Source organism: uncultured Methylobacterium sp., assembly GCF_964242245.1.
In the GTDB taxonomy this organism is placed as follows: Bacteria; Pseudomonadota; Alphaproteobacteria; order Rhizobiales; family Beijerinckiaceae; genus Methylobacterium.
The window spans coordinates 1-22,089 of record NZ_CAXTBY010000067.1 but is presented as its reverse complement, the minus strand read 5'-3'; the positions used below and the strand labels follow the sequence as shown (position 1 = coordinate 22,089).

Here is a 22,089-nt window from a genome sequence, read left to right as displayed (position 1 = left end):
ATCACCAACGGCGGCATCTACGGCTCGCTGATGTCGACGCCGATCCTCAACGCCCCGCAATCGGGCATTCTGGGGATGCACCGCATCGAGGAGCGGCCCGTTGTGCGCGGCGGCAAGATCGAGGCGCGGCCGATGATGTACCTCGCGCTCTCCTACGACCACCGCATCGTCGACGGGAAGGAGGCTGTGACCTTCCTGGTGCGGGTCAAGGAGGCCCTAGAGGACCCGGCGCGGCTCGTGCTGGACTTATGAAGACGCCGATCGGCTTTCTTACCCATGCAGGTCTGGGTTCTCGCATCGGAGATCGTGCGAAACCTCGGCCTCGCGCTCGCGGCCTTCGGCGGTTTGGTCCTGGCTTGGCGAAATCTGGCACCCGAGCGCACGCAGGCCGGTTCCGCGGCGGCACGGGCGGAGCTGGCCCGGCGTGCGCACGTCACGGAATTGTTCAATCGGGCAGTCGGTCAACTTGTCGACGAACGCCTGAAGGTCCGATTGGGCGCGATCTACGTGCTGCGTGAGGTCATCTGTGATTTCCCCGATCTTGCAAGCCCGGTATTCGAGCTTCTCCAGACGCATCTGCGAATGCGTCGTCTGGATGACGGAGACCCGGATCCCCCCATCGACGTACAGGCGATCATCGGTACGTTGCGCATGAGGATGGGCGCTGATGAGAAGTCCGCCGATGAATAGGAAGGTGCCCGTCCTCGATGTGCACGGTGCCTTCATCCCGAGGACGAACTGGAGCGGCACGAAGCTGCGAAGAGCGGACTTGTCGAGAGCCGATGCCAGCGGTGCCCAATTCAGGGATGCGGACTTCCTCGGCGCGCGTCTCGTCGGGACGATCCTGCGCGGCGCCGATCTGACGGGCGCCTTGAACCTGACGGTGGAACAACTGGCACACGCCATCATCGACGAGAGCACGCAACTGCCGGCCTCTATCGATCGGGAGCGCGTGCGCCGCGCAGCTGACGCTTCGCCTGAACGCGCCGGGGCTGGCACCTGATGCAATGAGGCTGCGGCCCTCGGCTCGAGCGTGCCGATGAAGCGGGCCGGCACCGCCGAGGAGGTCGGTGCCTCGATCGTCCGGCTGCTCTTCGTAGAGGCAGCCTATATGACCGGGACGATCCTCGACGTGTCGGGCGGTCGCCGACCACTCAGATCACGCCGACCTTTCGCGGCCCGCCCCGGCGGACGCCGCATGCGAACGCAGGAACGAGCGGACCCATGAGCACCTACGATCTCGTCGTCATCGGCACCGGCCCCGGCGGCTACGTCTGCGCCATCCGCGCGGCGCAACTCGGCCTGCGCACGGCCGTCGTCGAGAAGCGGGCGACGCACGGCGGCACCTGCCTCAACGTCGGCTGCATCCCGTCCAAGGCGATGCTGCACGCCTCCGAGGCCTTCGAGGAGGCCAGCAAGCACTTCTCCGACCTCGGCATCGACGTGGGCACGCCCAAGCTCGACTTGAAGAAGATGCAGGGCTTCAAGCAGAACGGCGTCGACGGCAACACCAAGGGCGTCGAGTTCCTGCTGAAGAAGAACAAGGTCGAGGCCTTCCACGGGACGGCCAGGATCGCGGGCGCCGGCCGCGTCGAGGTGACCGCGACGGATGGCGGCAACCGGATGCTGGAGACGAAGAACATCGTCATCGCGACGGGCTCCGACGTGACGCGGCTTCCCGGCGTGACCATCGACGAGAAGACGGTCGTGTCCTCCACGGGGGCGCTGGAACTCGACACGGTGCCGAAGCGGCTCATCGTGATCGGTGCGGGCGTGATCGGTCTCGAACTCGGCTCGGTCTGGCGCCGCCTCGGCTCGGAGGTGACCGTCGTCGAGTACCTGGACCGCGTCCTGCCGGGCATGGACGGCGAGGTCGGCAAGCAGTTCCAGCGCATCATGGGCAAGCAGGGCATCGTGTTCAGGCTGTCGACCAAGGTCACCGGCGTCGAGGTCGGCAAGAAGGGCGCGAGCGTCACCGTGGAGCCCGCCGCCGGCGGCGAGGCCGAGACCCTGGCGGCGGACGTGGTGCTCGTGGCGATCGGGCGCGTCCCCTACACCGAGGGGCTCGGGCTGGAGGGCGTCGGCGTCGGGCTCGACAACAAGGGCCGCATCCAGACCGACAGCCACTACGCCACCAACGTCACCGGCATCTACGCCATCGGCGACGTGATCGCCGGGCCGATGCTTGCCCACAAGGCCGAGGACGAGGGCGTGGCGGTGGCCGAGATCCTGGCCGGGCAGTCGGGCCACGTGAACTACGCGGTGATCCCGAACGTGGTCTACACGTATCCGGAGGTCGCTTCGGTCGGCAAGACTGAGGAGGAATTGACGAAGGACGGCGTCCGCTACAACAGCGGGAAATTCCCGTTCACGGCTAACGGCCGGGCCAAGGCCAACGGCACCACGGACGGCTTCGTCAAGGTGCTGGCGGATGCGCAGACGGACCGGGTGCTCGGCGTCCACATCGTCGGCGCGGATGCGGGCAACCTGATCGCCGAGGTCGCGGTGGCGATGGAGTTCGGGGCGAGCGCCGAGGACATCGCCCGCACCTGCCACGCCCATCCGACGCTCACGGAGGCCGTGAAGGAAGCCGCGCTCGCGGTGGGCAAGCGCGCGATCCACGTGTGAGCGTGCCCTGCGACGGTCGGATACGGATCTGAGCCGGGCTCAGGCCGAGCGGCGGGCGGGGACGAGGTCGGCGATGCGCAGGAGGGCGGTCGGCGCCGGGGGCGCGGTGATCGCGTTCAGCAGGTAGGGCCGGCGCAGGCCGAGCGCGTGGTGGAGCGCGAGGTCGATGTCGCGGGCGTAGAACGGCATCTTCAGCACGAAATCGACGCCGAAGTAGCGCCCGGCCTGGGCGATCGGCTCCGGGTCGCCCGTGGTCATCAGGGTCAGGCGGGTCGGCAAGCTCAACGACTGCAACTGACAGGCCAGTTCCAGCCCGTCGATCCCGCCGAGCTTGGCATCGATGAAGGCGAGGTCGTAGCTTCCGCCCTTGAGCAGCTTGAGCGCGTGGCGACCGCAATCGGTCTCGTCCACCGCGAGGTTGAAGCCGCTGCGGGTCAGCACCCGGCCGATCGCAGTCCGGCCGGCCTCGGAGGACGAGGCCAGCAGCACGTGCGTCGGCTTCCGGCGCCGCGCGTTGGTGTGGAGCAGGCTCTCGATGTGCGTCGGATCGAGGGGCGTCTTGAGCACCTCGTAGGCGCCGAGGCTGACGGCGAGCTCCTGCCATTGCGGAAGCACCCGAGCCGTGATGAGCACGAGGCAGGGTAGGATGCCGCCGCGCTTGCGCGCGACCGCGATCGCCTCCGGTCCGGTCAGGCCTTCGAGCTGGAGCCCGACGAAGGCGAGCGCCGGGCGCCGGCTCAGAACGATTTCGATCAGGGCCGGACCGGATTCCACGTCCAGCACGCTGGCGGAGGGATCGAACCGGTGCAGGATGTCCGTGATTTCGGCCCGACGGGCGACGTCGCAATCCGCGACAACCACGCTCGCGGGATGCTTGGCGTGGGTCGCGCTTCTCGTCCTCGGGCTGCCGTCCACCATCGTCACCCGTCCGACCCACCGTACCCGTTCATCCAGTACGCTTGAATGGTGAGGATGGTCTTAATCGTCGGGATGGCGCTAGAGCGCCGTTGACCGCTGTCATGCCCGCTCCTTGCATCAGGTCTCGACCCTATATTGCAAGTTGTATTTGATGCATCTAGGTCCGGTCCCTTGGTGGAACCGGCCTGCCGGCGCGGGGATGCGTGGCGTCGAAGGCGCTCATCAGGCGGCCGGCGTCGACCTTCGTGTAGAGCTGCGTCGTCGAGAGGGAGGCGTGGCCGAGCAACTCCTGGATCGCGCGCAATTCGCCCTGGCGCGCCAGGAGGTGGGTCGCGAAGGAGTGGCGGAGCGCGTGCGGCGTGGCGCTTCCGGTCAGCCCCAGCCCGCCGCGGGCGCGCGCCACGGCGTACTGGATGATGCGGGGCGAGAGCGGGCCACCGCGGGCGCCGACGAAGAGCGGGCCCTCGGGCGGCAGCGGGTGCGGGCAGGCGGCGAGGTAGGCGGCGACCGCGTCGGCCACCACCGGCAGCACCGGCACCATGCGCGCCTTGGCACCCTTGCCGGTGACCGTCACCGCGTCGGTCCCCGGAAGCGGCGCATCGCGGCGGCTGAGCCCGAGCGCTTCGGAGATGCGCAGCCCCGCTCCGTAGAGCAGCGCGAGCACGGCGGCGTCGCGCATCAGGATCCAGGGCTCGCGGTCCTCGTCCGCCCGCAGGCCCGCGTCGGTGAGCGCGCGCGCCGCCGCAACCGGGAGCGGGCGCGGCAGGCGGCGCTCGACCTTGGGCGAGCGGACGGCGCCGAGGGCCGCCACGGTGCCGTGGCCTTCCCGCTCCAGGTACTTGGCGAACGAGCGCAGACCCGCGAGCGCCCGCATCAGCGAGCGTCCGCCGATGTCGTCGGCCCGGCGCGCGGCCATGAAGGCGCGCAGGTCGCGAGGCTTGAGGGCCACGACCGTGGGGATCGTCGGCGCCCCGAGGCGGCCGTCGAGGTGGATCAGGAACTGACGCAGATCCCGCTCGTAGGCCTCGACGGTGTTGGCGGCCATGCGCCGCTCGCGGGCGAGCTCTTCGCTCCAGGCCCGCGCAGCCGAAAGCAGGGGCGCGTCGCCGGGCAGTGGAACGATCGGGTGTGGGTCTTTCATGATCGGATGACGGTGCGCGGGCATGGTTGACGCGCCGAGTGAGCCCCGAGGCGGTTGAGGGCGGGTTAAGAGCGCTCCACGATGAAACGCCCGCTCAATCCCGGCTGTCAGTCGAGCGGCGGCGACGCGTCGGGCGTTTCGTGAGGACCCCTCCTGCCCCCTGCTCCAGCCGGCAGGGATCGCCGCGCTCCGGCAACGATCCATAATGGCCATCGTGCAGGAGGCTCGCGACGATCGTTACGGCCGCCCCTTGGCATCGATCCCCATGGCCTTGATGCGCGACGCGAGCGTCGTCGGGCGCACGCCCAGCATCTCGGCGGCCCCTCCTGGCCCGAACACCTTGCCCCCGGCGCGTGCCAGCACTGCTGCGATCTCGGCCCGGTTGCGCTCCCGCCGCTCCGCCTCCGTCAGCGGCCGTCCGGCGGGCAGGGGCGCGGGCGCCGGGTCGAGGCCGCGGACCGACGGCTCGGTCTCGGGCAGGTCGAAGCGCAGGCGCCCGCGCACGGCGAGGATCGCGGCGCGCTCGATGACGTTCTCCAACTCGCGCACGTTTCCCGGCCACGCGTAGCGCGCGAGCCGGCGCGCATCGCCCTCGGTGAGCCGCGGCTCGGGGATGTTCAGGCGCCGCGCCGCGCCCTTCAGGACGTGCTGGGCGATCAGCGGGATGTCCTCCGGCCGCTCCCGCAGGGGACTCGCCGCGATGGGGAAGACGTTGAGGCGGAAGTAGAGGTCCCCGCGAAAACGCCCGCGCCGCACCTCCTCGCGCAGGTCGCGGTTGGTCGCGGCCACCACGCGCACGTCGACGGCGCGGGTGCGCTCCTCGCCGACGCGCTCGAACGAGCGCTCCTGAAGCACCCCCAGCAGCTTGCCTTGGAGATCGAGGGGGATCTCGCCGACCTCGTCGAGGAACAGCGTGCCGCCGTCGGCGAGCTCGAAGCGCCCGACCCGGTCGCGCAGCGCGCCGGTGAAGGCGCCCCGGGCGTGGCCGAAGAACTCGCTCTCGAACAGTTCGCGGGGGACGGCGGCGCAGTTGACGCGGATCAGCGGCCGGTCGCGGCGGCGGCCCGCCTCGTGGATCGCCCGGGCGATCAGCTCCTTGCCGGTGCCCGATTCGCCGCTGATCAGCACGGTGGCGTCGGTGGCCGCCACGAGGTCGATCTGGCGCAGGGTCGCCTCGATCGCGGGCGAGCGGCCGATGATGCCCTGATGGTGGCTCTCCAGCCGGATCTCCTCCTTGAGGTAGGCGTTCTCCAATTCCAGCCGCTCGCGCAAGCGATCGACCTCGGCGAGCGCGCTGCGCAGGCGCTCCTCGGCCTCGCGCCGCTGGCTGATGTCGCGGAACACGATCACGGCGCCGAGCAGCCGACCGCGGTCGCGGATCGGCGTCGAGGTGTACTCCACCGGGAACGCGGACCCGTCGCGCCGCCAGAACACCTCGCTGTCGACCTGATGCACCGCCCCGTCGCGGAAGGCGGCGTAGATCGGGCAGTCGCGGTGGTGGTAGTGCGCCCCGTCGGGGTGGGTGTGGTGAACGGTGGCGTGCATGTCCCGGCCGACGAGGTCGGCCGCCTCCCAGCCGAGCATGCGCTCGGCGGCCGGATTGATGAAGGTGGTGACGCCCTCGGCGTTGACCCCGTAGATGCCCTCGCCGGCCGCCCGCAGGATGAGCTGGTTCTCACGCTCGATATCGCGAAAGATCCGCTCCATCCGCTGCCACTCGGCGATGCCGGCGCGCATGTGCCGGTCGGCCTGCCCGTCGACCATACGACGGCGGCGCGCGTCGAGGTCGGCGAGCGTCACGAGGAGGCGGGGCGGATCGCCCGGCAGCGGGCTCGCCGCGTATTCGAGCCGCAGGCTGCGCCCGTCCGCGTGGCGCGGCGCCAGCGCGTGCGACCACCACTGCCCCTTGGCGAAGGCCCCTTGCGTGAACACGATCAGGGCCGGGCGCTGGCCAGGGTGCAGCGCGCTCGCCGCCGTCGCGCGCAGGGTCTCGCGGTCGTAGCCGAGCAGGCGCGCCGCCGCCGGGTTGGCATCGACGATGCGGTCCGCCCCCGGATCGAGCACGAGCATCGCCTCCCGGTGCTCCTCGAACACGGCACCGAACCCGTCGCGCATCGCCTCAGGGTTCAAACCGGCCGCTCCCGTTACGAGACTTCGTAGTCACGCTACGAAATTCCATAATACACGAGATTTCATGCTTCGCGAAAAATCCCGCAAACAATTGAAGAAAAAAGATTTTCTATCATCATTGATGCTGGCACACCGCTTGCAGCCTTCGGGGGAGCGGCACTGGAACCGGCGCGAGGCACCCGATGGCCCTGTTCGACAACCCCTTCGACGCGACGCGCCGCCTGAGCCGCGGCGGCTGCACCTGCGGCGAGCACCGCTCCCAGGCCGAGCACGAAGCGCAGGCGGCAGGCGAGGTGGCCTCGGGCGATGCCGAGATCCGGCGGGTGGTCGATGGCGCGGTGATGCGCGCCCTGTTCCCGCAGGATGCCCGGCGCCGCGCATTCCTGCGCAGCGTCGGCGCGGCCACCGCCGCGGCGGCCGTCAGCCAGTTCTTCCCGACGCGGTTCGCGGCCGAGGCCTTCGCCGCTGCCGGCGCGCCCGAGAAGACGGACCTCAAGGTCGGCTTCATCCCGATCACCTGCGCGACGCCGATCATCATGGCCAAGCCCATGGGCTTCTACGAGAAGCAGGGCCTCAACGTCGACGTCGTGAAGACCGCCGGCTGGGCGGTGATCCGCGACAAGACCCTGAACAAGGAATACGACGCCGCGCACATGCTCGTGCCGATGCCGCTCGCGATCTCGCTGGGCGTCGGTTCGAACCCGCAGCCCTACACGGCCGCGGCGATCGAGAACGTCAACGGCCAGGCGATCACGCTGGCCATGAAGCACAAGGACCGGCGCGACCCGAAGGATTGGAAGGGCTTCAAGCTCGCGGTGCCGTTCGACTACTCGATGCACAACTACCTGCTGCGCTACTACCTCGCGGAAGCCGGCATCGACCCGGACACCGACGTGCAGATCCGTAGCGTTCCGCCGCCCGACATGGTCGCGAACCTGCGCGCCGACAACATCGACGGGTTCCTCGCGCCCGATCCGGTCAACCAGCGCGCGGTCTACGACGGCGTCGGCTTCATCCACCTGCTGTCGAAGGAGATCTGGGACCGGCACCCCTGCTGCGCGTTCGCGGCCTCGAACGACTTCATCACCCAGACCCCGAACACCTACGCCGCGCTGCTGCGCGCCATCATCGAGGCCACCGCCTACGCCTCGAAACAGGAGAACCGGAAGGAGATCGCCGCCCAGATCGCGCCGGCGAACTACCTCAACCAGCCGGTCACGGTGGTGGAGCAGGTGCTGACCGGCACCTTCGCCGACGGCCTCGGCAACGTGCGCAAGGTGCCCGACCGGGTCGATTTCGACCCGTTCCCGTGGCAGTCCTTCGCGGTCTGGATCATGACGCAGATGCAGCGCTGGGGTCAGGTCAAGGGCGACGTCGACTACAAGGCAGTCGCCGACAAGGTGTTCCTGGCTACCGACGCCGCCAGGCTGATGAAGGAGGGGGGCCAGACCCCGCCGACCGCGACGAGCAAGACCTTCGTCGTGATGGGCAAGACCTTCGATCCGGCAAAGCCCAAGGAATACCTCGACAGCTTCAAGATCCGGAAGGCGGGCTAGAGCCGTGGCCCGCACGCTCCCCTTGCGCGCCGGCCTGCTCTCGCTGGCGCTGCTCGTCGGCTTCCTGCTCGTCTGGCAGGTGGCCGTCAGCGGCGTCGCAAAGACCCAGGCGATGGACCCGGACTACGCCGCCCTGATGGGGCAGGCGGCCACCACCGGCAAGTCGGCGATGCCGGGGCCGCTCGACGTCGGCGCCACGATCTGGCGCCACCTCAAGGACCCGTTCTACGACCGCGGGCCCAACGACAAGGGCTTGGGCATCCAGCTCGCCTACTCGATCGGGCGCGTCGCGCTCGGCTACCTGCTCGCGGTGATCGTGGCGCTTCCCCTGGGCTTCCTCATCGGCATGTCGCCGCTGATGGGCCGGGCGCTCGATCCGTTCATCCAGTTGCTGAAACCCGTGTCGCCGCTCGCCTGGATGCCGCTCGCCCTCTACACGATCAAGGATTCCGGCCTGTCGGCGATCTTCGTGATCTTCATCTGCTCGCTCTGGCCGATGCTGATCAACACCGCCTTCGGGGTCTCGGGCACCCGCAAGGAATGGCTCAACGTCGCGCGCACCCTGGAGGTCGGGCCGATCCGGCGCGCCTTCACGGTGATCCTGCCGGCCGCGGCACCTACGATCCTCACCGGCATGCGCATCTCGATCGGCATCGCGTGGCTCGTGATCGTGGCCGCCGAGATGCTCGTCGGCGGCACCGGCATCGGCTACTTCGTCTGGAACGAGTGGAACAACCTCTCGATCAACAACGTGATCGTCTCGATCCTGGTGATCGGCCTCGTCGGGATGATTTTGGACCAGCTTCTGGCCCGCGCGCAGCGGCTCGTGACCTTCCCGGAATAGCCGCGATGAGCACGCTCCTTCCCTTCGCCCGGCGGAAGCCGGATGCCGCCGAGACCGCCGGAACCCGATCCATGTCGGACGAAAAGTTCATCTCGATCGAGGGGATCGCCCGGCGCTACCCGGCGCCTGGGGCTAAGACCGCGACGGTGTTCGAGAACCTGTGGCTGCCGATGCGCCGCGGCGAGTTCGTGTGCATGATCGGGCATTCGGGCTGCGGCAAGACCACGGTGCTCAACATCCTCGCCGGCCTCGAAGCGCCGAGCGAGGGCGTTGTGATCGCGGCCGGCGCGGAGATCCGCGGCACAAGCCTCGACCGCGCGGTGATCTTCCAGGGCCACGCCCTGCTGCCGTGGCGCACCGTCCTCGGCAACGTGTCTTATGCGGTGTCCTCGCGCTGGCGGAAGGCCGGGAAGGCCGAGATCGAGGCGCGCGCCAGGAAGGCGATCGCCACGGTGGGGCTCGCCGGCTCCGAGCACAAGCGGCCGTCCGAGTTGTCCGGTGGCATGAAGCAGCGCGTCGGCATCGCCCGCGTGCTCGCGATCGAGCCAAAAATCCTGCTGATGGACGAGCCGTTCTCGGCGCTGGACGCGCTCACCCGCGGCACGCTCCAGGACGAGGTCCGGCGCATCTGCGTCGAGACCGGGCAGACCGTGTTCATGATCACGCACGACGTCGACGAGTCGATCTATCTGGCCGACCGCATCGTGCTGATGACCAACGGGCCGATGGCCAAGGTCGCCGAGATCGTCGAGAACCCGCTGCCCAAGGACCGCGACCGGACGCAGCTCCACCACGCGCCGGGCTACTACGCCTTGCGCAACCACCTGATCGACTTCCTCGTCAGCCGCTCGAAGACCCTGCGCGACGCGCAACCTCCGGGCTACGACCAGCGCAACCCGCCCGTGGTGCGCCCGACGCTCAGCGAGGCCGACGCCGAGGCAATCGCCGCCGCGGCCGAGCCCGCCGCCAAGCGGGCCTGACGCCGGACCCCTCCCACCCTCAGGACGAGAAGCATATGAAGCGCGAAGACCTCACCGAGAAGCTGCTCGACATCAAGCGCGACAAGGGCTGGACCTGGAAGCACATCCAGGACGAGATCGGCGGCCTCTCGCCGATCCTGATCACCGCCGCCTGCCTGGGCCAGATGAAGCTGCCCAAGGCCCAGGCCGCGAAGGCCGCCGAACTGTTCGGGCTCTCCGAGTCCGAGGAACGGATGCTCAACGAGGCCCCCTACCGCGGCTCGATCCCGTCGCTACCGCCGACCGACCCTCTGATCTACCGCTTCTACGAGCTGGTGATGGTCTACGGCACCACCTTCAAGGAGCTGATCCAGGAGGAGTTCGGCGACGGCATCATGTCGGCGATCGACTTCAACATGACCCTGGAGCGCGAGGCCAACAACAAGGGCGACCGGGTCAAGCTCGGGATGTCGGGCAAGTTCCTGCCCTACAAGTACTACGGCGCCGAGGACGGCACGCCGGAATACGGCTTCAAGGAGGGCTGACGCGCGGAGATCCGGGCAACCAGCCGTGACTGCCGACGGACTACGTTCGGCACGGTTCGGTACGGCATACCCCTTCTCCCGGGACAGAAAGGGGCGTGCCTCCTCCAACCGTTCTAAATCCCTGTTCCTCCCGCGCTCGGGCTTTTGGATTGAACGTCGCGCAGCGCGCCTCGTCCGAAGCCCGAGCGCGCTACGATCACTGCAAGTGCCGCGCGTAGATCTCGCCCGCCGCGGCCTTGATCTCAGCGCCGGCCTCACGCCCGATCCGCTCCGCGTCGGCCACCGGCCCGGAGCGCGAGGCCGCCCAGTGGCGGCTGCCGTCGGGGAGAAACAGCAGCCCGTCGAGGCTTAGACGCTCGCCCTCGATCCGGGCGAGCGCCGCGATCGGCGTGCGGCAGGAGCCGTCGAGCTCGGCCAGCAGCGCCCGCTCGGCTCGAACCGCCGTCGTGGTGCGGGCGCAGACGAGCGGCGCCAGGAACGCGTGGATCGCGGTGTCGTCCGCACGGGCCTCGATGCCGAGCGCCCCTTGGGCCACCGCCGGCAGCATCTCCTCCACCGACAGGACGCTGCGGGCCATGCCCTCCAGGCCGAGGCGCCGGAGGCCGGCGAGCGCCAGCAGGGTCGCGTCGCATTCGCCGGATTCGAGCTTGCGCATCCGGGTGTTGGCGTTGCCGCGCAGCGGCACGATGCGCAGGTCCGGCCGGTGCATCAGCACCTGCGCCCCGCGCCGCAGCGAGGAGGTGCCGACGCGGGCGCCCTCCGGCAGGTCGCGTAGGCCCGCGGCGTTCGGCGCGAGGAAGGCGTCGCGCGGGTCGTCCCGCTCCAGGATGCAGGCGATGACGAGCCCCTCCGGCAGCCACGTCTCGACATCCTTCATCGAGTGGACGGCCACGTCCACCTCGTCCGCGTAGAGCGCCTGCTCCAGCTCCTTCGTGAACAGGCCCTTGCCGCCGATCTCGGAGAGCGGCCGGTCGAGGATCTTGTCGGCCACCGTGGTGACGACGACGAGTTCGGTCTCCAGTCCCGGGTTGGCCGCCATGATCTTGTCGCGGACCATGCCGGTCTGCGCGAGCGCCATCGGGCTGCCGCGGGTGCCGATGCGGAGGGGACGCTGGATCATGCGCTTCTTGTCTCGCCCGAGTTTTTTGCGAGCATCGTCGCGGGACGACGTGGGCGCAAGCTCTCTTGATACTTCGGCGCCGACGGATTCTCAGATCGAACGCGGGTCCCTTCTCCCAGTGGGAGGAGGACAGGATGAGGGGCGTGACCGCTCCGGACGACGCACGCCCCTCACCCCAGCCCTCTCCCCCCGGGAGAGGGGGCGCGTTGCGCTACCCAAGACACTTCCGGCAGACCAAGGCACTTCCGGCAAGCTTGGAGATCAGAACGCCTTCAGCACCAGCGCCGTGTGCTCCACCGAGGGCGTCCCCTCGAAGCAGGGGGAGACGAGGGCGCGGTAGTCCTGCCACGCCTGCGAGCCGGTGAAGTCCCGGGTGTGCGCCTCCAGGGTGTCCCACCGGATCAGCAGGCGGTAGCGCTGCGGCTTCTCGACCGAGCGGCGGACCTCGAAGCCTCGGCACCCGGCGGCGATGCGAAAAATCTCGGCGGCGCGGGTGATCCCGGCCTCGAACTCGGCCTCCATGCCGGCCTTCACGTCGATCTGCGCGATCTCGAGGATCATTCCGTTCGGTCCTTGGCTTCGTGATCGGGGCAACCCGGCCGCGGGCGGGCGCCCTCATCGAACGCGCGCCTACTGGAGGGGGCGGCCGAGCTTCCGCGCCAGGATGCGCTGCGGGCTCCGGTCGGGGTGGGTCTGGGCCGCAACCGGCAGGTAGGCGGTCTGCTCCAGCATGTAGCGCCCGCCCATGGCGCCGTGCATCACCAGATCCGAGAACGTCACCCAGGTCTCGCCGGGTTGGAACTGCACGTCGGCCTGCGGCGCGTGGGCCTGATAGTCCGCGTCCTGCTTCAGCGCATCGTGCAGGTGCAGCATCAGGTGGTCGTACTCCGAGCGCTTGGCCTTGGTGATGCGCAGGGCCGCGAGCAGGCGGGCCGAGAGCGGCGAGTAGCCCGGCAGCCGCGGCAGGAATTTTTCCGCCATCGAGCCGAAGTCCTCGCCGATCCGCCACAGGCGCGGCTGGCCCTCCGGGTTGATGTTGCGGAACACCCGCAGGATGCGCGTCTCGCCGATCGGGTTCGAGGGGAAGGCATCGACGTGCAGCCGCGTGTCGTCGCGCCGCCAGCTCATCTTGCGCCGGTCGACGTCGAAGGGGCGGTACGAGGTCCCGGCCAGCGTGATGGCGGTCCCGTATTCCGGCAGGTAGCGCGCGATCAGGCCTTTCGCGAATTCGCGGTAGCGGATCAGCAGCGCGCGGAGGGCCGCCTGCTCCTCCGGGGTGCCCGCCGCGCCGCGCAGGGTCGCGGTCTTCCCGCGGATGTTGACGTTCTTGGCCTTGCCGTCGGCGAACGGGCGCTCGGTGAAGCGCGTCTCGAAGGGGCTGAGCGGGAAGTCGAGGTCGGGGAACATCAGCACCGCGCCGCCCTCCAGCGCCTCGGCGAGGCTCGCGGGTCCGGCCTGTCCCGCGCCGGGGACGGTGAGGATCGGGCTGATCATGCGGGTTGCGAATCCTCTGCGCGGAGGCCCTGTCGTGCCAGTGGGGCCGTTTAGCCGAGGCGCGCGTCGGAGGCCAGACGGGCCGGATTTTCGGTGGATGATTCCGGCCGCGTCCTGTCATGCGGGCGCGCCGCGGGGGCGCCGCCTTGCGCAACGTTCGCGAAGTCGGCACGTTCTCAACATGTTCCGGGCACCGCGCCCGGCCCGAGATCATCGCCCCGAGGATCATCGCCGATGGCGACGCTGAAGGAATTCGAGGAGTCGCTGCGCGAGCACGGCATGCAGATGGCGCTTGCCCTGCTGGAGCGCCTGCGCGCGCGCGACCGCGCCACCCGTTCCGTGAAGCCGGCCCGCCGCCTGACGGGCCAGAAGATGACGCCGGAGCTCGCCCGCGCGATCCTCGACCTGCACGCCTCCACCGGCATGACGCAGCAGGAGATCGCCTTCAAGGTCGGGGTCAACCAGGGCCGGGTCAACGAGGTGATCAAGCGCGGCAAGTGGCTCGACGGCGATCCGCACGCGCCCGAGGCGGTGGCCCGCGACAAGGCGCTCGCCCGCCTGCGGGCCGAGCCGAAGCCGCGCAAGACCCCGTCCCCCGCGCGCGACGCGGCCCGCAAGGACGGCGGGAAGGGCAAGGCCGCCCCGCGGCGAGACCAGGGCCAGCTCGCCTTCGGCGACCTCTGATACGGTTTCCGGTTGATCGGTTCGGTTACGTGCGCGCCCTTCCCCCTCTGCGGGGGAGGGTGGCCCTCCCGCGAGCGAGAGTCGGGAGAGGGGAGCGCCGCACCCGGACAGCGCGCTCCCCTCTCCCGACCCGCTTGCGCGGGCCACCCTCTCCCGCAGAGGGGAGAGGGAAGAACGCGCGGGAGCCACGTCCTCAAACCGATCGACCGGAGACCGTATGACCCTCCTGCACCAATCGGCGCCGCATCATCGGTGACCCCCGCGCGGGCCCTGGCTCCGGTAACAGATTCGGCGATCGCTGAGCCGGACACGAAAACGCCCCGGCCGACGGCCGGGGCGCTCTCTCTACGAGTTGCCTTCTACCAGCGTGCCGAGGCGGATCAGGCCGCCTTCTGCGCGTCGGCCACCTCCGACGCCTGACCCTCGATCGCGGGCGCCTCACGGCTGCCGCCGGTCGCGATCTGGATGCGGCGGGGCTTCTTCGCCTCGGGGATCTCGCGGACGAGATCGACGTGGAGGAGGCCATTCTCCAGGGCCGCACCCGTCACGTGGACGTAGTCGGCGAGCTGGAACCGGCGCTCGAAGCCGCGGGCGGCGATGCCCTGGTGCAGGACTTCCGTGCGTCGGCCCGGGTCGGGCTTGCGCTCGCCCTTCACCGTGAGCGCGTTCTCCTTCACCTCGATGGAGAGGTCGGCCTCCGTGAAGCCCGCGACCGCGATGGTGACGCGGTAGGCGTTCTCGGCGGTGCGCTCGATGTTGTAGGGCGGGTAGGTCGGCACCGCGTCGGTCGCCACGAACTGGTCCAGGGCCGAGAACAGACGGTCGAAGCCGACGGTGGAGCGGTAGAGGGGAGCGAGATCGAACTGTCGCATGACATATCCTCCGTGGAGCAACATGCTGGTTGCGTGTAAGGTCCGCCCGAGGGCCGGACCGGTCTCGTGCCGCCTGTCGGCCGGCACAGACTGAATATCGGAGGCTGTCTGCTTGCGTTCAAGAACGGAAAACGCAAATTTTTCGTCCAAGAGCACCACCAAGAGTGATGCCAAGAGCGCCGCGATGCTGACGCTGCGCGACACCCCCGGCAACCCGGTGCCGCCCGGCGGCACGGTGATGGCGGTGGGCACCTCCGACGACTGCACCCTGCGCGCGGCCCACTGGCCGCCGACGACGCGGACCTGCAAGGGCACGGTGTGCCTGCTCCAGGGGCGCGCCGAGTTCATCGAGAAGTACTACGAGACGGTGCGCGAGCTGCGCGGGCGGGGCTTTGCCGTCGTCGCCTTCGACTGGCGCGGCCAGGGCGAGTCCGACCGGCGCGTCGACGACCCGCGCAAGGGCCACGTCGCGCACTTCGACGATTACCGCCGCGACCTCAAGGCGATCGAGGACGTGGTGCTGGTGCCGCTGATGCCGGACCCGCAGGTGTGCCTCGCCCACTCGATGGGCGGCTGCGTCGCGCTGACCGGGGCGCTGGAGGGCTGGCTGCCGTTCCGGCGGATCGTCACGGTGGCGCCGATGCTGTCGATCCGGATGGTGCGCTGGCCGGCCCTCTCCGCGCTCCTGTCGCGCGCCTTCCAGCGCCTGGGCTTCGGCAGCCGCTACATCCCCGGCGGCAGCGCCGTCTCGATCGCGACGAAGCCCTATCCCGGCAACCGGCTGTCGCGCGACCCGGCGCGCTACGCCCGCAACGCGGCGGCCGCGGAGGCGGTGGGCGCGGGCGCCGTCGGCGATCCGACGATCGCCTGGACGGCGGCGGCCTTCCGGGCGATCGCGCGGCTGGCCGATCCGCGCGTGCCGCCGCGCATCGCTGTGCCGACGCTCATCGTCGCGGCCGGCGCCGACCCGGTCTGCGGCACGCCCGCGGCCGAGCGCTTCGCGGCGCGCCTCAAGACCGGCCACATCCTGGTGCTGCCGGATGCCCGCCACGAGATCCTGTCCGAGCGCGACGCGATCCGCGCCGACTTCTGGGCCGCCTTCGACGCCTTCGTGCCGGGGAGTTCGGTCAGCGGCAGACCGAGGGAGGCGGAGCCTCGGTCGGCGATGGTCGAGACCGCCTGATACGGTTGCCGGTCGGACGCGCGCCCTCCCCCTCTGCGGGGGAGGGTGGCCCTCGCGTGAGCGAGGGTCGGGAGAGGGGAGCGCCGCATCCGGAAAGGGCGCTCCCCTCACCCGACCCGCTTCGCAGGCCAACCCTCTCCCGCAGAGCGGAGAGGGAAGAGGGCGGAAGCGACACCCCCGAACCGATTAACCGGAGACCGCCTGAGCGGTCGCATTCGGGACCCGATCGGCCCGATCCGTGCGCCGTCGTCCGACCGGCGATCTCAATCCGCGAGTTCGGCGGCGAGGTCCTTCGGACGGACGAAGCGCTCCAGCCGACCGCCGCCGCGCCCGACGGCGTCCCAGGTCTCGACCTCGAACGCGATCACGGCGAGCGCGGCGGTCGGGAACTGCGTTGCGAGGCGGTCGCGCGCAGCGTGCGAGCCTCGGGCGGCCAGCGCGTGGGCGAGGTCCTGGATGCCGGGGTTGTGGCCGATCAGGAGCAGCGTCCGCGCCGCCTCCGGCGCCGCGCGGATGGTGTCGCGCAGCGCCGCGGCGGGCGCCTCATAGATCGTGCGCTCGATCCGCGACGGGATCTCGCCCAGGGCCGCACGCACCGCCTCCCAGGTCTCGCGGGTCCGCAGCGACGGCGAGACCAGGGCGAAGTCCGGCCGCAAGCCCTCGTCGGCGAGGTAGGCCCCCATCCGCGGGGCGGCCGTGCGGCCGCGCGGGTTCAGCGGCCTGTCGAGATCGGGCACGCCGGCCGGGCGGTCGGACTTGGCGTGGCGTAGGAGCAGGAGGCGTCGCACTCAGGAGAACCCGACGATCGCGTGCGGCGTGTAGGCGCCCTCCAGCGCCGCCACCTCGTCGTCGGTGAGCGCGAGGTCGAGGGCGGCGGCGGCGTCCGTGAGGTGGCCGGGCTTCGAGGCGCCGATGATCGGAGCCGTGATGCCGGGCCTGCCCGCCACCCAGGCCAGCGCCACCTGCGCGCGGGGCACGCCGCGGTTCCGTGCAATCTCCGCAACCTTGGCGATGATCGCCCGATCGGCCTCGGCCGCCGCGTCGTAGAGGCCGCGGCCGACGTCGTCGCTGTCCTGGCGGGTGCTCGACGCGTCCGGATCTCGGGTCAGCCGTCCGCGCGCGAGCGGGCTCCAGGGCAGCACGGCGATGCCCTGGTCGCGGCACAGCGGCAGCATCTCGCGCTCCTCCTCGCGGTGGAGCAGGTTGACGTGGTTCTGCATCGTCGAGAACCGCGTCCAGCCGTGCAGGTCGGCGGTGAACAGCGCCTTGGCGAACTGCCACGCGTACATCGACGAGGCGCCGATGTACCGGGCCTTGCCGGCCTTCACCACGTCGTGGAGCGCCTCCAGCGTCACCTCGATCGGCGTGTCGTAGTCCCAGCGGTGGATCTGGAAGAGATCCACGTGATCCATCCCGAGCCGCGTGAGGCTGGCGTCGATGGCGGAAAAAATCGCCTTTCGCGAGAGGCCGCCGGCATTGGGCTGGCTCTTCAGCGGGAAGTAGCACTTCGTCGCGACGACGAGGCTGTCGCGGTCGCCGTAGTCGCGCAACGCCCGGCCGACGATCTCCTCGCTGGTGCCGTCCGAGTAGTAGTTCGCCGTGTCGAAGAAGTTGATCCCGAGGTCCAGCGCCTGCTTGATCAGCGAGCGGCTCTCCGCCTCCGGCAATGTCCAGGGATGGGGGCCGCGCTCAGGGATGCCGTAGGTCATGCAGCCCAGGCACAGGGCCGACACGTCGAGGCCGGTGCGGCCGAGCTTTTTCATCTTCATGCGCCCTATCTGGGCGCGCGAGGCCGGATGGCCAGGGTGGGGCCGGGCTGGGCGACGGATGGGAGCCCGCCTTCGCCAGCGTTTCGCCCCCTGGCGGAGTGACCAGCCTCGCTGCGACGGGTGCCGAGCGAATCGCATGAGGCTCGACGCAGCCCCCTCTCCCATGGGGAGAGGGGCGTGACCTCTCCGGTGAGTTCTCATCCCTCACCCTGTCCCTCTCCCGAACGGGGGAGGGGACCCGCGCCTTTATCGGCCCTCACCGCGAAGGCGTCATCCGCAAGGAAAGTGGTGGGATCGGAAGGGACTGTTTCGGCCTTGTGGAGCGACCGGCTCGTCAGCCGCCGCGCCCCTCCCGCCGCATCATGAAGGCGAGCTTCTCGAAGAGGCTCACGTCCTGCTCGTTCTTGAGCAGCGCTCCGTGCAGCGGCGGGATGAGCTTTCTTCCGTCGCGCTCCCGCAGCGTCTCGGGCGACACGTCTTCGGAAACGAGGAGCTTGAGCCAGTCCAAAAGTTCCGAAGTCGAGGGCTTCTTCTTGAGGCCCGGCACCGCGCGGGTCTCCAGGAACACCCGCAGGGCCTCCTCGACGAGGCGGTGCTTGATGCCGGGATAGTGCACCTCGACGATCCGTCCCAGCGTCTCGGCGTCGGGGAACTTGATGTAGTGGAAGAAGCACCGGCGCAGGAACGCGTCCGGCAGCTCCTTCTCGTTGTTCGAGGTGATGATCACCACCGGGCGGCGCTCGGCGCGCACCGTCTCGCCGGTCTCGTAGACGAAGAACTCCATGCGATCGAGTTCGGTCAGCAGGTCGTTCGGGAACTCGATGTCGGCCTTGTCGATCTCGTCGATCAGCAGCACCGGGCGCGTCGTGGCCGTGAACGCCTCCCACAGCTTGCCGCGGCGGATGTAGTTGGAAATCTCCGAGACTTTCGGATCACCGAGATGCGAGTCGCGTAAGCGTGAGACCGCGTCGTACTCGTAGAGGCCCTGCTGCGCCTTCGTCGTCGACTTGACGTTCCACACGAGCAGCTTGGCGCCCAACCCCTTGGCGATCTCCTCGGCGAGCACCGTCTTGCCGGTGCCGGGCTCGCCCTTCACCAGCAGCGGGCGCTCCAGCACGATCGCGGCGTTGACGGCCGCCGTGAGGTCGGGCGTCGCGACGTAGGAGTCGGTGCCGGCAAAGCGCATTGGGCTTGGGTGTCCCGCGAGGCGGAGCGGCGGCCCCGCCGGTCCTGCCCTCGACATACGGCGAAGGCGGGTTACGGACAATACGGGCGCCCGCGCGGTCAGGCCGTCTCTCAGGCGAGCGCGGTGTCGGAGGGCCGCGCATCCTCGAGGCTCGGCGGCGCGGAAGCCGGGGCGACCGAGGCCGCGGCCGGCTCGCAGCGGATCGTCACCACGTCGCCGGCGATCGAGAAGCGCACCTCCATCGCGGCGGCCCGCGCCACGAGGCCGGCATAGTAGGGCAGGACGCCGTGGGCATCGACCGCGCCGTTCTCCGGCGTGCCGGCGAGCAACTCCTCGACGTGGGGCGGGATGCGGGCGTGCGAGCCCCTGGCCACGAGCACCATGGTCGGCGCCTCGCCCTCGCCCGTGACCTTGACGTCGATCAGGCCGCCGCGGGGGATCGCGCCGGTGGCGATCATCACGAGGTTGAGGAGCAGCTTGACCTTGTTCTTCGGGTAGAGGGCCACCGGCGCGCTCCAGGCGAGCTGCGTCTTCTCGTCGGCGAACATGCCCCGCGAGACCTTCTCGGCGTCGGCGAGGTCGATCGAGGCGCCGGCCGAGCCCGCCGCGCCGAAGGCGATGCGGGCGAACTGGAGCCGGGCCGAGGCGTGGCGCGCGCTCTTGCGGATCAGGTCGAGGGCGAACTCGCGCATCGACTCGTCGTTGTCGTCCTCCAGCACCTCGAGCCCGTTGACGATGGCGCCCACGGGGCTGATCACGTCGTGGCAGACGCGGGAGCACAGCAGCGCGGAGAGGTCGAGGGCGTCGAGGGTCACGGGGGTCATGGCACGCTCCGGGCGTTTTTTCGGGTGTTCGGCGACGCGGACTCGACGGCCGGCCGCCGGCGCAGCCCTGCCCGCACGGATAGACGCCACGTCCGGCTTTGCAAAGCGTTACGCGGGCGGTGCCGAGGAATGCCGAACGAACCCCGGGCTTGGCGCGGGTTCACCCTCCCGGTCGCAAGCGGGGCGCGTCGCGCCGGTCTCGAAAAGGTCGGCGCCCGTCGGGGTGCGACCACCGCCCGGACCATCATTCGATCCGCACGACCACGCTGTCGCTGGCGCCCGCGGCGTCCAGCACCGAGATGCGGGCGAAGCCGGCGCCGTCCGGCACCCATTCGGACTGGCGGCGGGCGGAGTCGGCCACCGGCTGGCTGCCGACCATCCAGGTGAGCGGCGGCACACCGCCGAGCGCCTTGAGGGCGAGGCCCGGGCGCGAGCCTTCCTCCGACAGGCCGAGGTCGATCCGGGCGCCGTCCGGCGGGTAGGCGATCTTCAGCGGCGCGGTGTTGGTCGCTGCCAGCGTCTTGGCCACGTCCCCGCGGATGTGGCGGAGCGGCGGCGGCAGGCCGGCACTGGTGGTGAGGAGCGCGTCGCGGGGCTGCGCCACCGGCTCCGGCTCGCCGCCGAAGCGGGAGAACGCGTCGAACAGGATCGGCGCGGCGATCGTGCGCCCGACGAGGCCCGGCACCGCGGCCCCGTCCGCCCGCCCGACCCAGACCGCGATGGTGACGCGCCGGTCGAAGCCCATGGCCCAGGCGTCGCGGTAGCCGAACGAGGTGCCGGTCTTGTAGGCGATCCGACCCGCCAGCGCATTCTCCGGCGGGGGTGCGCCGCGCAGGATGTCGGCGACGTACCAGGCCGCCACCGGCTCCGCGACCGTCCTGGATGTGTCCTGCGGGGGGGCCTGATCGGCGCGCCGCCGCAGGTCCGGCATTGTGCCCGCCCGCGCCAGCCCGGCGTAGAGCCGGGCGAGGTCGGTGAGGGTGATACCGAGCCCGCCCAGCGCCACCGGCAGGCCGGGCGCGGCGTCCCGCGGCAGCAGGATCGCGGCGCCGGCCTGCCGCAGGCGGGCGACGAAGCGGGCGGGGCCGACCGCCTCCATCAGCGCCACCGCCGGCACGTTGAGCGATAGTTGCAACGCGCGCCGCGCCGTGACGGTGCCCTGGTAGGTCAGGTCGAAGTTCTCGGGCGCGTAACTTGCCGCGTAGCGGGCCGGGCGATCGTCGAGCAGCGTCTCGGGGTGGGCCAGCCCCGCCTCGAACGCCTGGGCGTAGATGAAGGGCTTGAGCGCGGAGCCCGGCGAGCGCACCGCCAGCGTCATGTCGATGGCGCCGCGCCGGGCGGCATCGCGGTAGCCGGCGCTGCCGACCTGGGCCAGCACCGCGCCGGTGCGGTTGTCGAGCGCCAGGATCGCCGCCGACAGGCCGGGCCCGGCGGCCGTCGCCCGCTCGGCGGCGAGCTGTTCCAGGCTCGCCTGGAGGCGGCCGTCCAGCGTCAGGCGGAGCGTGCCCGCGCTCGCGTCGGCCGCCACCGCCTCCTCAGCGGCGTGGGCCGCCAGCATCGGAAAGGGTTTGCGGAGCTGCGGCACCGGCTCGGCCTTGGCGGCGGCGGCCTCCGCACTGGTGATGACCCCGCGCGCGGTCGCGATGTCGAGCACGCGGTTGCGCGCCCTGCGGGCGCCCTCGGGGAAACGGTCCGGCCGGCGGGCTTCCGGCGCCTGCGGCAGGGCAACGAGCAGGGCGGCTTCGGAGAACGACAACCGGGCAGGCTCGCGGCCGAAATAGGCGAGCGCGGCCGCCCGGACGCCCTCCACCGGGCCGCCGTAGGGAGCGAGCGCGAGGTAGAGCTCCATGACCCCGGCCTTGCCGAGGCGCCGCTCCAGTTCGACGGCGCGCACCATCTGCCGGAGCTTTGCCGCGAGCGAGCGCTCGGCCCGCGGCTCGACGAGGCGGGCCACCTGCATCGACAGGGTCGAGCCGCCGGACACGATCCGCCCGTGGACGAGCCACTGCCACGCCGCCCGCAGGGTGGCGGCCGGATCGATGCCGGAGTGGCTCGCGAAGCGGCGGTCCTCGTAGGCCGTCAGCATCGCGAGGTAGCGCGGATCGACGGCCTGCGGCGTCACCGGCAGCCGCCAGCGCCCGTCCGCGGTGGCGAAGGGGCGCAGCAGCGCGCCGCCGCGATCCACGACGATCGTGGAGCGCAGGGCCGCCCGCGTCAGGTCGAGGGGCGGGAGCGT

The 22,089-nt window shown here is 70.5% G+C and carries 22 protein-coding genes and 1 pseudogene; 11 read left to right on the top strand and 12 right to left on the bottom strand.

What is annotated here, in order from left to right:
- From ACFE8Y_RS14230 to lpdA, 5 genes and pseudogenes are all read left to right on the top strand, one after another.
- Positions 1-252: 2-oxo acid dehydrogenase subunit E2 (locus ACFE8Y_RS14230; protein WP_375465039.1), on the top strand; the 252-nt coding region annotated here is incomplete at its 5' end.
- Positions 253-276: 24 nt separating this feature from the next.
- Positions 277-690, top strand: coding sequence for a hypothetical protein (locus ACFE8Y_RS14225; RefSeq protein WP_375465038.1), 414 nt, complete (start codon positions 277-279; stop codon positions 688-690).
- Positions 668-1,003, top strand: a complete 336-nt coding sequence (locus tag ACFE8Y_RS14220; protein WP_375465037.1) for a pentapeptide repeat-containing protein — start codon at positions 668-670, stop codon at positions 1,001-1,003. Before ACFE8Y_RS14225 ends, ACFE8Y_RS14220 begins: the two co-directional genes overlap by 23 nt.
- Before the next feature lie 27 nt (positions 1,004-1,030).
- A pseudogene (locus tag ACFE8Y_RS14215) lies at positions 1,031-1,228 on the top strand (hypothetical protein); the annotation flags it as partial.
- Complete coding sequence (gene lpdA, locus ACFE8Y_RS14210; protein WP_375465036.1) at positions 1,225-2,628, top strand: dihydrolipoyl dehydrogenase; 1,404 nt, start codon at positions 1,225-1,227, stop codon at positions 2,626-2,628. The pseudogene ACFE8Y_RS14215 and the gene lpdA, both read left to right, overlap by 4 nt.
- A 39-nt stretch (positions 2,629-2,667) precedes the next feature.
- Here the strand turns inward: lpdA and ACFE8Y_RS14205 are convergent, their stop codons facing one another.
- From ACFE8Y_RS14205 to ACFE8Y_RS14195, 3 genes are all read right to left on the bottom strand, one after another.
- Positions 2,668-3,546, bottom strand: coding sequence for a response regulator (locus ACFE8Y_RS14205; RefSeq protein ID WP_375465035.1), 879 nt, complete (start codon positions 3,544-3,546; stop codon positions 2,668-2,670).
- Between the two features lie 157 nt (positions 3,547-3,703).
- The gene (locus ACFE8Y_RS14200; RefSeq protein WP_375465034.1) at positions 3,704-4,687 is read right to left on the bottom strand and encodes a tyrosine recombinase XerC; all 984 of its coding nucleotides are present in this window, start codon (positions 4,685-4,687) and stop codon (positions 3,704-3,706) included.
- 237 nt (positions 4,688-4,924) lie between these two features.
- Positions 4,925-6,802 carry a sigma 54-interacting transcriptional regulator gene (locus ACFE8Y_RS14195; protein ID WP_375465040.1) on the bottom strand — a complete coding sequence of 626 codons (1,878 nt, stop codon included), beginning with the start codon at positions 6,800-6,802 and terminating at the stop codon, positions 4,925-4,927.
- 197 nt (positions 6,803-6,999) lie between these two features.
- On the opposite strand from ACFE8Y_RS14195, the gene ACFE8Y_RS14190 reads away from it, so the two are divergent.
- From ACFE8Y_RS14190 to cynS, 4 genes are read left to right on the top strand one after another with little or no spacing between them, the layout of a single operon-like run.
- Complete coding sequence (locus ACFE8Y_RS14190; protein WP_375465033.1) at positions 7,000-8,373, top strand: CmpA/NrtA family ABC transporter substrate-binding protein; 1,374 nt, start codon at positions 7,000-7,002, stop codon at positions 8,371-8,373.
- 4 nt (positions 8,374-8,377) lie between these two features.
- Positions 8,378-9,217 (top strand): nitrate ABC transporter permease, encoded by an 840-nt coding sequence (ntrB, locus tag ACFE8Y_RS14185; protein ID WP_375465032.1) that lies wholly within the window; start codon positions 8,378-8,380, stop codon positions 9,215-9,217.
- A gap of 5 nt (positions 9,218-9,222) precedes the next feature.
- Entirely contained in the window at positions 9,223-10,197 is a 975-nt protein-coding gene (locus ACFE8Y_RS14180) for an ABC transporter ATP-binding protein (RefSeq protein WP_375465031.1), read from the top strand.
- A 35-nt stretch (positions 10,198-10,232) separates the two neighbouring features.
- Complete coding sequence (gene cynS / locus ACFE8Y_RS14175; RefSeq protein WP_375465030.1) at positions 10,233-10,721, top strand: cyanase; 489 nt, start codon at positions 10,233-10,235, stop codon at positions 10,719-10,721.
- Positions 10,722-10,917: 196 nt separating this feature from the next.
- Here cynS and hemC read toward each other — a convergent pair whose 3' ends face one another.
- The 3 genes from hemC to ACFE8Y_RS14160 form a co-directional block, all read right to left on the bottom strand.
- Positions 10,918-11,841 (bottom strand): hydroxymethylbilane synthase, encoded by a 924-nt coding sequence (gene hemC / locus ACFE8Y_RS14170; protein WP_375465029.1) that lies wholly within the window; start codon positions 11,839-11,841, stop codon positions 10,918-10,920.
- Between the two features lie 261 nt (positions 11,842-12,102).
- Positions 12,103-12,402, bottom strand: coding sequence for an antibiotic biosynthesis monooxygenase family protein (locus ACFE8Y_RS14165; RefSeq protein ID WP_375465028.1), 300 nt, complete (start codon positions 12,400-12,402; stop codon positions 12,103-12,105).
- Between the two features lie 69 nt (positions 12,403-12,471).
- Entirely contained in the window at positions 12,472-13,335 is an 864-nt protein-coding gene (locus ACFE8Y_RS14160; protein ID WP_375465027.1) for a Kdo hydroxylase family protein, read from the bottom strand.
- Between the two features lie 234 nt (positions 13,336-13,569).
- Here ACFE8Y_RS14160 and ACFE8Y_RS14155 point away from each other — a divergent pair, with 234 nt between their 5' ends.
- Positions 13,570-14,019: an RNA polymerase subunit sigma-70 gene (locus ACFE8Y_RS14155; RefSeq protein ID WP_375465026.1), complete on the top strand. Its 450-nt coding sequence runs from the start codon at positions 13,570-13,572 to the stop codon at positions 14,017-14,019.
- 380 nt (positions 14,020-14,399) lie between these two features.
- Here the strand turns inward: ACFE8Y_RS14155 and ACFE8Y_RS14150 are convergent, their stop codons facing one another.
- A complete protein-coding gene (locus ACFE8Y_RS14150) occupies positions 14,400-14,891 on the bottom strand; it encodes an Hsp20 family protein (RefSeq protein ID WP_375465025.1) in 492 nt (163 codons plus the stop codon).
- Between the two features lie 184 nt (positions 14,892-15,075).
- On the opposite strand from ACFE8Y_RS14150, the gene ACFE8Y_RS14145 reads away from it, so the two are divergent.
- Entirely contained in the window at positions 15,076-16,074 is a 999-nt protein-coding gene (locus tag ACFE8Y_RS14145) for an alpha/beta fold hydrolase (protein WP_375465024.1), read from the top strand.
- A 263-nt stretch (positions 16,075-16,337) separates the two neighbouring features.
- Here the strand turns inward: ACFE8Y_RS14145 and ACFE8Y_RS14140 are convergent, their stop codons facing one another.
- From ACFE8Y_RS14140 to pbpC, 5 genes are all read right to left on the bottom strand, one after another.
- Positions 16,338-16,862 carry a histidine phosphatase family protein gene (locus tag ACFE8Y_RS14140; RefSeq protein WP_375465023.1) on the bottom strand — a complete coding sequence of 175 codons (525 nt, stop codon included), beginning with the start codon at positions 16,860-16,862 and terminating at the stop codon, positions 16,338-16,340.
- On the bottom strand, positions 16,863-17,843 hold the full coding sequence (locus tag ACFE8Y_RS14135; protein WP_375465022.1) for an aldo/keto reductase: 981 nt from the start codon (positions 17,841-17,843) through the stop codon (positions 16,863-16,865).
- A 334-nt stretch (positions 17,844-18,177) separates the two neighbouring features.
- The gene (locus ACFE8Y_RS14130) at positions 18,178-19,029 is read right to left on the bottom strand and encodes an AAA family ATPase (protein WP_375465021.1); all 852 of its coding nucleotides are present in this window, start codon (positions 19,027-19,029) and stop codon (positions 18,178-18,180) included.
- Positions 19,030-19,139: 110 nt separating this feature from the next.
- The gene (chpT, locus tag ACFE8Y_RS14125; RefSeq protein ID WP_375465020.1) at positions 19,140-19,853 is read right to left on the bottom strand and encodes a histidine phosphotransferase ChpT; all 714 of its coding nucleotides are present in this window, start codon (positions 19,851-19,853) and stop codon (positions 19,140-19,142) included.
- A 244-nt stretch (positions 19,854-20,097) separates the two neighbouring features.
- Positions 20,098-22,089, bottom strand: a 1,992-nt coding sequence (gene pbpC / locus ACFE8Y_RS14120) for a penicillin-binding protein 1C (protein WP_375465019.1), incomplete at its 5' end; no start/stop codon positions are given.